Source organism: Streptomyces sp. 5-10, from assembly GCF_014712245.1.
Taxonomy (GTDB): Bacteria; Actinomycetota; Actinomycetes; order Streptomycetales; family Streptomycetaceae; genus Streptomyces; species Streptomyces violaceusniger.
The window spans coordinates 1-15,614 of the sequence record NZ_JACVYG010000100.1 but is presented as its reverse complement, the minus strand read 5'-3'; the positions used below and the strand labels follow the sequence as shown (position 1 = coordinate 15,614).

General features: G+C 74.0%; 2 protein-coding genes and 1 pseudogene. All 3 read left to right on the top strand.

Going from position 1 to position 15,614, the window contains the following annotated elements; translation table 11 throughout:
- Nucleotides 1-4,965, top strand: a 4,965-nt coding sequence (locus tag IEJ02_RS46410; RefSeq protein WP_191070296.1) for an SDR family NAD(P)-dependent oxidoreductase, incomplete at its 5' end; no start/stop codon positions are given.
- A gap of 73 nt (nucleotides 4,966-5,038) precedes the next feature.
- Nucleotides 5,039-10,027: pseudogene (locus tag IEJ02_RS46405) on the top strand (type I polyketide synthase); the annotation flags it as partial.
- Nucleotides 10,028-10,286: 259 nt separating this feature from the next.
- Nucleotides 10,287-15,614 (top strand): type I polyketide synthase (locus tag IEJ02_RS46400; RefSeq protein ID WP_191070294.1); only part of this gene is annotated, 5,328 nt, incomplete at its 3' end.

The window sequence follows — 15,614 nt, the reverse complement described above, 5'->3', positions numbered from 1 at the left end:
CCGCTGTGGCTGGGCTCCATCAAGTCCAACATCGGGCATACGCAGGCCGCGGCCGGTGTCGCCGGTGTGATGAAGATGGTGCTGGCGCTGCGCCACGGGGTGCTGCCGCCGACGCTGCACGTGGACGAGCCGACCCCGCATGTCGACTGGTCCGCCGGTGAGCTGGAGCTGCTGACCGAGGCGCGGGAGTGGCCGGAGACCGGGCGTCCGCGCCGGGCCGCGGTGTCGGCGTTCGGCATCAGCGGAACCAACGCCCACACCCTGCTGGAGCAGGCCCCGGAGCAGGCCCCGGAGCCGGAGACGGCTCCTGCCGTGGCCCCGGCGGTGGAGCTGCCGACGGTGCCGTGGGTGCTGTCGGGCAAGTCCCCGGCCGCCGTACGCGGTCAGGCGGAACGGCTCCTGGCCCACCTCGGCGGCGCGACCGCACCGGACTCCACCGATGTGGCCTACTCGCTGGCCACGACCCGCGCCGCCCTGGACCACCGGGCCGTGCTCACCGCGACCAGCGGGGGCGGGCTGCCGGCCGGTCTCGCGGCGCTGGCGCGGGGCGAGTCCGAGGTGCCGGGCCTGGTCGAGGGCTCGGTGGCCGGTGGCAAGGTGGCGTTCCTGTTCACGGGGCAGGGGAGTCAGCGGCTGGGGATGGGGTGTGAGCTGTATGACGCCTTCCCGGTGTTCGCGGACGCCCTGGACGAGGTGTGCGCGCACTTGGACGGGCATCTGGAGCGTCCGCTGCGGGAGGTGCTGTTCGGCGACGACGCCGAGGCGCTGGACCGGACCGGCTTCACTCAGCCCGCGTTGTTCGCGGTCGAGGTGGCGCTGTTCCGGCTGGTCGAGACCTGGGGTCTGAAGGCGGACTTCCTGTCCGGGCATTCGATCGGTGAGCTGGCGGCGGCCCATGTGGCGGGTGTGCTGTCCTTGGCCGATGCCGCGGAGTTGGTGGCGGCCCGTGGCCGTTTGATGCAGGAGTTGCCCGCCGGTGGCGCGATGATCGCGGTGCAGGCGTCGGAGGACGAGGTGGCGCCGCTGCTGACCGAGCGGGTCTCGATCGCCGCGCTCAACGGGCCGTCGTCGGTGGTCATCGCGGGCGACGAGGACGCGGCGGTGCAGATCGCGGCGTCGTTCGAGGCGCAGGGCCGTAAGACCAAGCGGCTCACGGTCAGCCACGCGTTCCACTCGCCGCGTATGGACGGGATGCTCGAGGCGTTCCGCGAGGTCGCGGAGGGGCTGTCGTACGAGGCCCCGCGTATCCCGATCGTGTCGAATCTGACCGGTGGCGTGGTCTCCGCCGAGGAGATCACCAGCCCCGACTTCTGGGTCCGCCACGTCCGCGAGGCCGTCCGCTTCCTCGACGGTGTCCGCACGCTCGAAGCCCGGGGCGTCACCACCTACGTCGAGCTCGGCCCCGACGGTGTCCTCACCGCCATGGCGCAGGACTGCCTGGCCGAGCCCGACGCGGCCGAGCTGCTGCCCGCGCTGCGCAAGGGCAGGCCGGAGGCCGAGGCGGTGACGGGCGCGCTGGCCCGGCTGTACGTCCGCGGCCTGGCCCCGGACTGGGAGGCGTTCTTCGCCGGTACGGGCGCGCGGAAGGTCGCGCTGCCGACGTACGCCTTCCAGCGCAGCCGCTACTGGGTCGACGCCCAGCTGAGCCTGGACGAGGTGGCCTCGGCGGGGCTCGGCTCGGCCGATCACCCGCTGCTGGGCGCGGCGGTGGAACTGCCCGACGCGGACGCGTATGTGTTCTCCGGTCGGCTGTCGCTCGCCTCGCACGCGTGGCTGGCGGACCACACGGTCGCGGACACGGCCGTGGTGCCGGGCTCCGCGCTCGTGGAGCTCGCGGTGCGCGCCGGGGACCATGTGGGCTGTGCGCTGCTGGAGGAGCTGACCCTGGACGAGCCACTGGTCCTGCCGGAGCGCGGCGGGGTGCGGCTGCGGGTGTCGGTCGGCGAGCCGGACGGCGATGGCCGCCGTCCGCTGGCCGTGTACGGGCGTGACGAGCGCTCGGAGGCGGACCGGCCGTGGACCCGGCACGCCGCCGGTGTGCTCGCGTCCGGCGCTCCGGTGGGTGGCACCCCGGCGGATGGCGCCCCGGCGGATGGCGGTGCCGAACCGCTGTCCGTCTGGCCGCCCGCCGACGCGGAGCCGGTCGACACCGATGAGTTGTACGCGAGCATGGCGCGCGCCGGGCTGCTGCACGGCCCGGCGTTCCAGAGCCTGCGCCGCGTCTGGCGGCGTGGCGAGGAGGTGTTCGCGGAGGTGCGCATCGCGGAGGAGCGGCAGCCCGAGGCGGCCCGCTTCGCCCTGCACCCGGCCCTGCTGGACGGCGCGTTGCAGCCGCTGGCGCTGGGCGCGGGCGGTGCCGTGGTGGCGCGCTCCTGGCGCGGGGTGAGCCTGTACGCGGTGGGCGCCGAGGCGCTGCGCGTACGGCTCGCGCTGACCGAGGACGGCACGGTGTCGATGGTGGCGGCCGATGAGTCGGGCGCGCCGGTGGCGTCGGTGGACGCGCTGGTGACCGGGGCGCTGGAGGTGGACCGGATCGCCGGTGCGGCCGCCTCCGACCGCCATGAGTCGCTGTTCCGTATCGACTGGGCGCCGGTGGCGGCGCCCCCGGAGGCCGCGTCGGCGGGCTTCGCCGTCATCGGCGGCGATGAGCTCAAGCTGAGCGTGGCCCTGGAGACGGCCGGGTTCCGCGCCACGGTCCATGACGACCTCGGCTCGCTGAACGCGGCGGTCGAGGCGGGCGGGCCCGCGCCGGACACCGTGCTGGTGCCGTTCCCGCCCGAGCCGGGCGCCGCGGAGGGCGGCCTCGCCGCCGCCGCGCACACGGCCACCCACCGAGCCCTGGGCCTGCTCCAGGAGTGGCTGAACGGCGGCCGGCCCGGTGCGGCCCGGCTGGTGGTGGTCACCCGTGGCGCGGTGGCCGCGGCCGGTGACACGGCGGTGGCGGACCTGGCGAACGCGCCGGTGTGGGGTCTGCTGCGGTCCGCGCAGACGGAGAACCCGGGCCAGTTCGTGCTACTGGACGTGGACGGCGAGGTGTCGTACCCGGCGATCGCCGCGGCGCTCGACTCGGGCGAGCCCGAACTGGCGCTGCGCGCCGGAACGGCGTACGCACCACGCCTGGCCAGGGTCGAGGCGCCCCCGGCCACTGGCCCGGCTACCCGCTCAGCGGCCGGTCCGGCCATCGGCCCGGTCGGTTCGGCCAGTGGCCCGGCTGGCTCGGCCAACGACTCGGCTGGCCCGGCCACCGGCCCGGTCGGCTCGGCCAACGACTCGGCTGGCTCGGCCACCGGCCCGGTCGGCTCGGCCACCGGCCCGGTCGGCTCGGCCAGTGGCCCGGCTGGCTCGGCCACCGGCCTGGCCGGTCCGGCCTTCGATCCGGCCAGCTCGGCCACCAGCCCGGTCGGCTCGCCCAGCGGCCAGGCTGACTCGGTCACCGCCCCGGCTGGCTCGGTCACCGGCCCGGTCGGCTCGGTCACCGGCCCGGTCGGCTCGGTCACCGGCCCGGTCGGCTCGGCCAGCCCGGCCTTCACCCCGGCCAGCACGGCCACCGCCTCAACCGGCCGCGCCATCGACCCCCACGGCACGGTGCTGATCACCGGTGCCACCGGCGGTCTGGGCAGGCTCTTCGCTCGCCATCTGGCCACCGCGCACGGCGCCCGTCATCTGCTGCTGACCAGCCGCAGCGGCCCCGCCGCCGACGGTATGGGCGAACTCGTCGCGGAACTCGCCGAGTTGGGTGCGCGGGCCACCGTCGCCGCGTGCGACGTGGCCGACCGGGAGGCGCTGGCCGGGCTGCTGGCCACGATTCCGGCCGACCGTCCGCTGACCGCCGTGGTGCACACCGCGGGCGTCCTCGACGACGGCGTCATCGACATGCTGACGCCCGAGCGGGTGGACACGGTGCTGCGGCCCAAGGTCGACGCGGCCGTCAACCTCCATGAGCTGACCCGCGATCTGGACCTGTCCGCCTTCGTGCTCTTCTCGGCCGCGGCCGGCACGCTGGGTGGCGCGGGCCAGGGCGGCTACGCGGCGGCGAACGTCTTCCTCGACGCCCTCGCCGGCCACCGCCGCGCCACCGGCCGTACCGCGCTGTCCCTGGTGTGGGGCATGTGGGCCGAGGAGCGCGGCATGGGCGGCAGGCTCGGCGAGGCCGACCAGAAGCGGGCGGCGCGCGGCGGGGTGCTGCCGCTGTCCGCGGCGGAGGGGCTCGCCCTGTTCGACGCGGCCCACGCCGTGGCCGACGAGGCGGTCCTGGTGCCCGTACGGCTGGAGATGGCGACGCTGCGCGCCGCCGCCACCACCGGGGAGCTGCTGCCGCTCTACCGTGGCCTGGTGCGCACGCCGGTGCGCCGCGCCGCGGCCGGTGGCCGTGGCCCCGCCGCCCCGGAGGCCGTGGCGGACACCGGCGAGGGCACCCTGGCCCAGCGGCTGGCCGGGCAGTCGGAGGCCCAGCGGCAGCGGACCGTGCTGGACCTGGTCCGCCGTCAGGTGGCCGCCGTGCTGGGGTACGCCTCGAAGGACCAGGTGGGCGCCGAGCAGGCGTTCAAGGAGCTGGGCTTCGACTCGCTGACGGCCGTGGAGCTGCGGAACCGGCTGAACGCGGCCACCGGGCTGAAGCTGACGGCCACGCTGGTCTACGACTACCCGACGCCGGTGGCGCTCGCGCGCCATCTGCGCCAGGAAGTGGCGCCGGAGGCCGAGGGGCCGGAAGTGTCCGTACTGGAGGAGCTGGAGCGGTTGGAGAACAGCCTGTCCTCGCTGACGCCGGAGGAGCTGGCCTCCGTGACGGAGGACGAGGCCGCGCATGCGAACATCGCGGTGCGCCTGCAGACGCTGCTGGCGAAGTGGAACGACGTGCGTCGCACCGCGGACGACGCCGGGGCGGACGCCGAGGCGGAAGCGTTCGAAGAGGTCAGTGACGACGAGCTCTTCGACTTCATCGACAAGAGGTTCGGTAACGGCTGAAGCGCGGCGGCACCCTCATCCGAACCCCCCGACGATCAAGAGCATTGCGAATAGGTGAACGTCCATGGCGACTGCGAACGAAGCCAAGCTCCGCGAATATCTGAAGAAGGTCACCACCGACCTCACCGCCGCCCACCGGCGGCTCCAGGAGGTCGACGACCAGGCCCATGAGCCGATCGCCATCGTGGGCATGAGCTGCCGCTTCCCCGGAGGTATCAGCACCCCCGAGGAGCTGTGGCAGCTCATGGCCTCCGGCGGTGAGGCGCAGACGGAGTTCCCGGCCGACCGCGGCTGGGACCTGGCGAACCTGTTCGACTCCGACCCGGACACCCCGGACACCACCTACACCCGCGAGGGCGGGTTCCTGGACGACGCCACCCGGTTCGACGCGGCGTTCTTCGGGATCTCGCCGCGTGAGGCCATGGCGATGGACCCGCAGCAGCGGCTGCTGCTGGAGACCTCGTGGGAGGCGTTCGAGCGGGCCGGGATCGACCCCGTGTCCCTGCGCGGCAGCCGGACCGGTGTCTTCGCGGGTATGAACGCCTCCGACTATCTGACGGTGGCGCTCGACGCCGAGGACGACTTCGGCGGCCACCTCGGCACCGGCAACGCCAGCAGTGTCGTCTCCGGCCGGCTCTCCTACGTGTTCGGCCTGGAGGGCCCGGCCGTCACGGTGGACACGGCGTGCTCCGCGTCGCTGGTGGCACTGCACCTGGCCGTCCAGTCGCTGCGGCTGGGCGAGTGCTCGCTCGCCCTGGCGGGTGGCGTCCATGTGATGTCCACGCCGGGGCTGTTCATCGAGTTCAGCCGCCAGCGCGGACTGTCCGAGGACGGCCGCTGCAAGGCGTTCTCGGCGGACGCCGACGGCTTCGGCCCGGCCGAGGGCGTGGGCGTCCTGCTGCTGGAGCGGCTCTCGGACGCCCGCCGCAACGGCCACAAGGTGCTGGCCGTGGTGCGCGGCTCGGCCGTCAACCAGGACGGCGCGTCCAACGGTCTGACCGCGCCCAACGGCCCGTCCCAGCAGCGCGTCATCCAGCAGGCGCTGGCCAACGCGCGGCTGTCCGCGGGCGATGTGGACGTCGTGGAGGCCCATGGCACGGGCACCTCGCTGGGCGACCCGATCGAGGCGCAGGCGCTGCTGGCCACCTACGGCCAGGACCGGCCCGAGGACCTGCCCCTGCTGCTCGGCTCGGTGAAGTCCAACATCGGCCACACCCAGGGCGCCGCGGGCATCGCCGGGGTGATGAAGATGGTGCTGGCGATGCAGCACGGGGTCGTCCCCGAGTCGCTGCACATCGCCGAGCCGTCCCCGCACATCGACTGGTCGTCGGGGAAGATCGCGCTGGTCAGGTCGGCCACGCCATGGCCCGAGACCGGCCGTCCGCGCCGTGCGGGCATCTCCTCCTTCGGCTTCAGCGGCACCAACGCGCACACCATCGTCGAGCAGGCCCCCGCCGAGGAGCCGGGCCCGGTCGAGCTGGTGTCCAAGCAGCCGGGCGTGCTGCCGTGGGTGCTGTCCGGCAAGAGCGAGGCGGCGCTGCGCGCCCAGGCGCGGCGGCTGCTGGACCGGCTCCACGACGAACCGGCGCTGCGCCCGGTGGACATCGGCCTGTCGCTGGCCACCACCCGCTCCGCGCTGGACCACCGCGGTGTGGTCCAGGGCCGGGACCGCGAGGAGCTGATGGCCGGGCTGACCGCCCTCGCCGAGGGCGGCATGGCGGCCGGGGTGGAGCGGGGCGCCGTGGTCGCCGGGCAGACGGCGTTCGTCTTCCCCGGACAGGGGTCGCAGTGGGTGCGGATGGGCGTGGGGCTGATGGACGCCTCGCCCGTCTTCGCGGCCCGCATCGAGGAGTGTGCGGCGGCGCTCGCGGAGTTCACCGACTGGTCGCTGGTCGATGTGTTGCGCGGCGCGGAGGGCGCGCCGTCGCTGGATCGGGTGGATGTGGTCCAGCCGGTGCTGTTCGCGGTGATGGTGTCGCTCGCCGAGCTGTGGCGTTCGCTGGGTGTCGTCCCGGGCGCGGTGATCGGCCACTCGCAGGGTGAGATCGCCGCCGCGTGCGTGGCGGGAGCCCTGTCGCTGAAGGACGCGGCCCGTGTGGTGGCGCTGCGCAGCCAGGCGATCGGCCGGGTACTGGCGGGCAAGGGCGGCATGGTGTCGGTGGCGCTCCCGGTGGCGGACGTGCGCGAGCGCATCGCGCCCTGGGGCGAGGAGCGGATCTCCGTCGCGGCGGTCAACGGGCCGTCGTCGGTGGTGGTCTCCGGTGAACCGGCCGCGCTGGAGGAGCTGCTGGCGTCCTGCGAGGCCGATGAGGTGCGGGCGCGCCGGGTGCCGGTGGACTACGCCTCGCACTCGGCCCAGGTCGAGCTGTGTCGCGAGGAGTTGCTGGAGCTGCTGGGGCCCGTACAGCCGAAGAGCGCCCAGGTGCCGTTCCTGTCGACGGTGACGGGGGAGTGGGTCGAGGGTCCGGAGCTGGACGCCGAGTACTGGTTCACCAACCTCCGTCGCACGGTTGAGCTGGAGGGCGCGGTCCGGCGGCTGCTGGACGAGGGCTTCGGGGTGTTCATCGAGTCCAGCGCCCATCCGGTGCTGACGATGGGCGTGCAGGAGACCGCCGAGGACGCCGGTGTGGACGCGGCCGCGATCGGCTCGCTGCGCCGTGACGAGGGCGGCCTCGACCGCTTCTGGGCCTCCGTCGGCGAGGCGTGGTCGCGCGGTGTGGCCGTGGACTGGGACGCGGTGTTCGACGGCACCGGCGCCCGCCGTATCGAGCTGCCCACATACGCCTTCCAGCAGCAGCGCTACTGGCCCGAGGCCGCGCCCGCGCGGGGGGCCGGGGAGAGCGGGCACGACGCGGTGGAGGCCAAGTTCTGGGCCGCCGTGGAGGCCGAGGACTGGCAGACGCTGGCCGCCGAGCTGACGGTCGAGGGCGATCAGCCCATGAGCGCCGTCCTGCCCGCCCTGGCGTCCTGGCGCAAGCAGGCCCGTGAGCGGTCCACGGTGGACGGGTGGCGCTACCGGGTGATGTGGAAGCCGCTCGCCGAGGAGCGGTCCGCGCGGCTGACCGGCCCGTGGCTCCTCGTCACGCCCGACACCGGGGACACCTGGACCGACGCCGTGGCCGGTGTGCTCGCCGAACGCGGCGCCGACGTGACGCGGATCGCCGTGGACACCGCCGTCGACGGCCGGGAGGAGCTGGCCGGACGGCTGCGCACCGCGCTCGCCGAAGCCGAGGCCGAGGCCGCTGCCGAGGCCGACGGCGCCGCGTTCGCCGGAGTGGTGTCGCTGCTGGCCCCGGCCGAGGGCGCCCACCCCGAGCACGCCTCCCTGCCCGCCGGAACGGCCGCCCAGCTCGCGCTGATCCAGGCCCTCGGCGACGCGGGGATCGGCGCGCCGCTGTGGTGCCTCACGCACGGCGCCGTCTCCGTGGGCGGCACGGACCGCCCGGCCGCGCCCGAGCAGGCCCTCGTCTGGGGTCTGGGCCGGGTGGCCGCGCTGGAGCACCTGGAGCGCTGGGGCGGTCTGATCGACCTGCCCGACACGCCCGACGAGCGCGCCCTGACCCGGCTGGTGGGCCTCCTCGCCTCCGACGGCGACGACGACCAGGCCGCGATCCGTGCCACGGGCGTCTTCGGGCCCCGCCTGGTACGCGCCCCGCTGGCCGACACCTCCGCCGTACGGGCCTGGAAGCCGACCGGCACCACGCTGGTCACCGGCGGGACGGGACGGCTCGGCGCACAGGTCGCGCGGTGGCTGGCCCGCAACGGCGCCGACCATCTCGTCCTGGCGAGCCGCAGGGGCCCGGACGCCCCCGGGGCGGTCGAGCTGGAGGCCGAGCTGACCGGGCTCGGCGCCAAGGTCACCCTCGCCGCGTGCGATGTGACCGACCGCGCCGCGCTCGCCCAGACCCTCGCGGCCATCCCGGCCGACCAGCCGCTGACGGCCGTCGTGCACGCCGCCGCCGTCATCGACGACGGGGTGATCGAGGGGCTGACCCCCGATCAGGTCGAGCGGGTGCTGCGGCTGAAGGTGGACGCCACGCGCCATCTGCACGAGCTCACCCGGGACCTGGACCTGACCGCGTTCGTGCTGTGCTCGCACTTCTCCGCCACCTTCGGCGCGCCCGGCCAGGGCAACCAGGCGCCCGGCAACGCCTTCCTGCACGCCTTCGCCGAGCAGCGCCGCGCGGACGGGCTGCCCGCCACCGCGCTGACCTTCGGCCCGTGGGGCGACGGCTCAAGCGTGGACGGCGCCGTGGGTGACCGGATGCGCCGCCACGGCATCAACGAGATGGCACCGGAGCCCGCCACCGCCACGCTCCAGCACGCGCTGGACCGGGACGAGACCGCGCTGACCGTCATCGACATGGACTGGCGGCGCTTCACCCTCGCCTTCACCGCCGACCGGCCGCGTCCGCTGCTGCACGACCTGCCCGAGGCCCGCGAGGTCGTCGAGGAGATGGCCGCCGCCGAGACCGACGACGCGGGCACCGCCGGAGCCGCCCTGGCCGGGCAGCTCGCCGGCCTGCCGGAGACCGAGCGGGAGCGGGTGCTGCTGGATCTGGTGCGCGGCGCGGTGGCCGCCGTGCTGGGCCACTCCGGCGCCCAGGCCATCGAGGCCGGCCGGGCCTTCAAGGATCTTGGCTTCGACTCGCTGACAGCGGTGGAGCTCCGCAACCGGCTGGGCGCCGCGAGCGGGCTGAAGCTGCCCCCGAGCCTGATCTTCGACCACCCGACCCCGGCCGCCGTGGCCGCCTATCTGCGGGCCGGGATCGCGCCCGACGAGGCGGCCGACGGCACCGCGGTGCTCGAGGAGCTCGACAAGCTGGAGTCCGCGCTCACCGGCACCGCGCCCGACAACATCACCCGGGCCCGGATCACCATGCGGCTGCGGTCGCTGCTGGCGAAGTGGAACGAGTCGGACGGCACGGCGGTCACCGCCGAGCCCGCCGCCGCGGCGGCGCCGGAGCACCCGGCGAAGGACACGGTGGACGCCGAACAGCTCCAGTCGGCCAGCGACGAAGAGCTCTTCGCATTCATCAACAAGGGCCTCGGAAGGGCTTGACGAGAATTTCGCTATTGACGTCGAATCCGATGTCGGCCAGGATTTTCTCTACCCTTCAATAGAGTTGTGAAATACCGGCTGCCCCCTATCGCTCCTTGGGTCTCCAGGGGGTCATAGGGGGCATCTAGGGGTTGTTGTGAGGGTTAGTTCGCACATAGCCTCTCAGCGAGAAGTCGACTGATTTGGTTGTTGGTTACCGGCTCCCGTTGAGGATCTGTGGAGCATTTCCGATGCCGTCTGCCGTAATTGGATTGCGTAAATGGCGAATGAAGAGACGCTGCGGGACTACCTCAAGCTGGTAACGGCGGATCTGCACCAGACTCGCCTCCGCCTGCAAGAGGCCGAGGCGAAGAACCACGACCCCATCGCCATCGTGGGGATCGGCTGCCGTTATCCCGGAGGCGTGTCTTCGCCCGAGGACCTGTGGCGCATCGTCAGCGAGGGCGTCGACGCGGTCAGCGAGTTCCCGCTGGACCGCGGGTGGAATGTCGACACGATGTACCACCCGGACCCGGACCACCCCGGCACCAGCTATGTGCACGAGGGCGGATTCGTCGACGGCATAGCCGATTTCGACCCCTCCCTGTTCGGCATAAGCCCCCGGGAAGCGCTCGGCATGGACCCGCAGCAGCGGTTGCTGCTGGAAACCTCCTGGGAGGCGTTCGAGCGCGCCGGAATCGACCCGGTCGGGGTGCGCGGCCGGCAGATCGGCGTCTTCGTCGGCACCAGCAATCACGATTACCTGGGCGCGATCCTCAGTTCCAACGAGAACTTCGAGGGCTACTTCGGCACCGGTAACGCCGCGAGCGTCGCCTCCGGCCGCCTTTCCTACACCTTCGGTTTCGAGGGCCCGGCCGTCACCGTCGACACCGCCTGCTCCTCCTCGCTGGTGGCGCTCCACCTCGCCGTCCAGGCGCTGCGCAACGGCGAGTGCTCGCTCGCCCTCGCCGGTGGCGCCACCCTGATGTGCGCGCCCGGCGTCTTCGTCGACTACAGCAAGATGCGCGGACTGGCCCTCGACGGCCGCTCCAAGCCCTTCGCCCCGGAGGCCGACGGCTTCTGCCTGGGCGAGGGCGTCGGCATGCTGCTCGTCGAGCGGCTGTCGGACGCCCAGCGCAAGGGCCACCCGGTGCTCGCCGTGGTCCGCGGCTCCGCCGTCAACCAGGACGGCGCCAGCAACGGCCTCACCTCGCCCAATGGCCCCTCGCAGCAGCGCGTCATCCTCCAGGCGCTGGCCAACGCCCGGCTCACCCCCGACCAGGTGGACGCCGTCGAGGCCCACGGCACCGGCACCGCACTCGGCGACCCGATCGAGGCGCAGGCGCTGCTGGCCACCTACGGCCAGGACAGGCCCGAGGGCAAACCGCTGCTCATCGGCTCCATCAAGTCCAACATCGGCCACGCCCAGGCGGGCGCCGGTGTCGGCGGCGTCATCAAGATGGTCATGGCGATGCGGCACGGTGTGCTGCCCCGGACCCTCCACCTCACCGAGCCCACCCCGCACGTCGACTGGACGGCCGGGGAGGTCGAACTGCTCACCGCCCCCCGCGAGTGGGCCAAGGACCCCGAGGGCGCCACCCCGCGCCGCGCGGGCGTCTCGTCGTTCGGCATGAGCGGCACCAATGTGCACACCATCCTCGAGGAGGCCCCGGCCCCCGCGGCCCCCGTCGGACACGCCGAGGGCGAGGAGCCGGAGCGGGCCGAGCCGCCCCTCGTCCCGGTCGTGCTGTCCGGCAAGAACGAGCAGGCGCTGCGCGCCCAGGCCCTGCGGCTGCGGACCCACCTGGCCGCCCACCCCGACCACCGCCTCGCCGACATCGGCTACTCCCAGGCCGTCACCCGCGCCGCCCTCGACCGCCGCGCCGCGGTCGTCGCCGCCGACCACGACGAACTGCTCGCGGGTCTCGACGCGCTCGCCGAGGGCCGCCACCACCCCGAGGTGACCGAAGGCCTCGCCGCCGAGGGCAAGGTGGCGTTCCTCTTCACCGGCCAGGGCAGCCAGCGGCTCGGCATGGGCCGCGAGCTGTACGACGCCTACCCGGTGTTCGCCGAGGCGCTGGACGCGGTCTGCGCCCAGCTCGACCGCTTCCTCGACCGGCCGCTGAAGGACGTGCTGTTCGGCGACGACGCCGCCACGCTCGACCGGACCGGCTACACCCAGCCCGCGCTGTTCGCCGTCGAGGTGGCCCTCTTCCGCCTCGTCGAATCCTGGGGGCTGCGGCCCGACTTCCTCTCCGGCCACTCCATCGGCGAGCTCACCGCCGCCCATGTCGCCGGGGTGCTCTCGCTCACCCACGCCTGTGCCCTGGTGGCCGCGCGCAGCCAGCTGATGCAGCAACTCCCCACCGGCGGCGCGATGATCGCGGTGCAGGCGGCGGAGGACGAGGTGACGCCGCTGCTCACCGAGCGGGTGTCCATCGCCGCCATCAACGGCCCCACGTCGGTCGTCATCGCCGGTGACGAGGACGCGGCGGTGGAGATCGCGGCTGGTTTCGAGGCGCGGGGCCGCAAGACCAAGCGGCTCACCGTCAGCCACGCCTTCCACTCCCCGCACATGGACGGGATGCTGGAGAACTTCCGTCAGGTGGCCGAGCGGCTGACCTACGAGGCCCCGAAGATCCCGATCGTCTCCAACCTCACCGGCACCCTGGTGAGCGCCGACGAGATCACCACGCCCGAGTTCTGGGTCCGCCACGTCCGCGAGGCCGTCCGCTTCCTCGACGGAGTGCGCCGCCTGGAGGACCACGGCGTGACCACCTATCTGGAGCTCGGCCCCGACGGGGTGCTCTCCGCCATGGCCCAGGAGTGTGTGAGCGGCGGCCGGAACCGCGCGTTCGCCTTCCTGTCCGCCCTGCGCTCCGGCCGCCCCGAGGCCCGCACCCTGAGCAACGCGCTCGCCCAGGCCCACGTCCGCGGCCTGCCCGTGGACTGGGCCACGTACTACGCGGGCACCGGCGCCCGCCGCGTCGAGCTGCCCACCTACGCCTTCCAGCGGCAGCGCTACTGGCCCGCCAACCCCTTCTCGTACGGCGCCGACTCCGCCGCCGCCGAGGCCGCCGCGCCGGCCGTGTCCGACGCGCGGTTCTGGGAGGTCGTGCACAGCGAGGACCTGGCCGCCCTGGTCGACACCCTCGGCCTCGACGGCGACCAGCCCCTCAGCGAGGTGCTGCCCGTCCTGTCGGCGTGGCGCCGGCGGAGCCACGTGGACACCACCGTGGACGGCTGGCGCTACCGCGTCACCTGGACGCCGCTGCCGCAGGCCCAGGCCAAGCCGCTCACCGGCACCTGGCTCGTGGTCACCCCCGAGGGACGCGCCGACGACCCCTGGGTGGCGGAGCCGCTGCGGCTGCTGGCCGAACGCGGCGTCACCGTCCACCGGATCGACGTCGACGGCGCCGCCACCGAGCGCGCCGCCCTCGCCGAGCGGATCCGCACCGCCCTGAGCCCGGACCCGGCGGCCGGGACCCCGCACGTCGACGGTGTGCTCTCCCTGCTCGGCCTGGACGAGCGCCCGCACGACCGGCACCCCTCCCTCACCGCCGGACTCGCGGGCACCCTCGCCCTCGTCCAGGCCCTCGGCGACGCCGACCTCGACGCCCCGCTGTGGGCCGCCACCCGCGGCGCGGTCTCCGTCGGCCGCGCCGACCGGCTCACCAGCCCCGAACAGGCCCAGATCTGGGGCCTGGGCCGCACCGCCGCCCTCGAACACCCCGAGCGCTGGGGCGGTCTGATCGATCTGCCCCAGACCGCCGACGACCGCGCCCTCGGGCGGCTCGCCGACATCCTCGCCGGGCCCGAGGGCATCAGCGGCGAGGACCACCTCGCCATCCGCCCGCAGGGCATCCACGTCCGCCGGCTGGCCCGCGCACCGCACCACGAGACCACCGATGACGGCTGGACCACCCACGGCACCGCGCTGATCACCGGCGGCACCGGCGCCCTCGGCGGCCATGTCGCCCGCTGGCTCGTGGCCCACGGCGCCCAGCACATCCTGCTCACCAGCCGCCGTGGCCCCGACGCGCCCGGCGCCGCCGGGCTGCGGGACGAACTCACCGCCCTCGGCGCCCGGGTGACCGTCGCCGCCTGCGACGTGGCCGACCGCGACGCCCTCGCCGCGCTGCTGGCGACCGTCCCCGCGGACCTCCCGCTGACCACGGTCGTGCACGCCGCAGGAGTGCTGGACGACGGGGTGCTCGACGCCCAGACCCCGCGGCGCATGGCCGATGTGCTGCGCGCCAAGGCCGACTCCGCCCGCCATCTGCACGAGCTCACCCGCGGCCTCGACCTGTCCGCCTTCGTGCTCTTCTCCTCCATGGCCGCCACCTTCGGCGCCGCGGGCCAGGCCAACTACGTGGCCGCCAACGCCTACCTCGACGCGCTCGCCGAACAGCGCCGTGCCGAGGGCCTGCCCGCCACCTCCATGGCCTGGGGCGCCTGGGCCGACGGCGGCATGGCCACCGACGAGCTGGTGGCCGAGCGGCTCCGGCAGTCCGGACTGCCCGCCCTCGCCCCCGAACCGGCCACCGCCGCGCTCGGAGCCGCGCTCGACCTCGACGAAACCTTCTCCCTCGTCGTGGACATCGAATGGGGCCGCTTCGCACCCGGCCTCTCCGGCCACCGCCCGAACCCGCTGCTCGCCGACCTCTCCGAGGCCAAGCGCGCGATCGAGGTGGCGCGCACCGCCGCCGGCGGCCCCGCCATCCCCGGCCAGCCCACGTCGCTGGCCCAGCGGCTGACCGACGCCGGGACCGACGAGGAACGCGACCAGATCGCCCTGGACTTCGTCCGCACCCAGGTGGCCGTCGTCCTCGGCCACCCCGGGCCGGACTCGGTGGAGCCCAGCCGCGCCTTCCGCGACCTCGGCTTCGACTCGCTGACCGCGGTCGAGATACGCAACCTGCTGTCCACGCTCACCGGGCTCAAGCTGCCCGCCACCATCATCTTCGACTACCCCACCCCGATCGCCCTCGCCGACCACCTCCAGGCCGAACTCATCGGCTCGCGCCCGGCGGTGACCGGCGCGTCGTCGGTGGGTGTGGCCCTGGACGACGACCCCATCGCGATCGTCGGGATGAGCTGCCGCTTCCCGGGTGGTGTGCGGTCGCCGGAGGAGCTGTGGCGGCTGCTGGCGTCCGGGCAGGACGCGGTGACGGGCTTCCCGGCCGACCGCGGCTGGGACCTGGAGACGCTGTACGACCCGGAGGGCGCGGGCGAGCACACCGCTTACGTCCGCGAGGGCGGATTCCTGCACGACGCCGCCGAGTTCGACCCCGTCTTCTTCGGGATCTCGCCGCGTGAGGCGCTGGCGATGGATCCGCAGCAGCGGTTGCTGCTGGAGACGTCGTGGGAGGCGTTCGAGCGGGCCGGGATCGATCCCACCACGCTGCGCGGCCAGCAGGTCGGCGTGTTCGCCGGGACCAACGGCCAGGACTACCTGCCCGTGATCCTCTCCGCCCCCGATGGCTCGGAAGGCTTCATGGGGACGGGTAACGCGGCCAGTGTGATGTCGGGTCGGGTGGCGTACGCACTGGGGCTTGAGGGTCCGGCGGTGACGGTGGATACGGCGTGTTCGTCGTCGTTGGTGGCG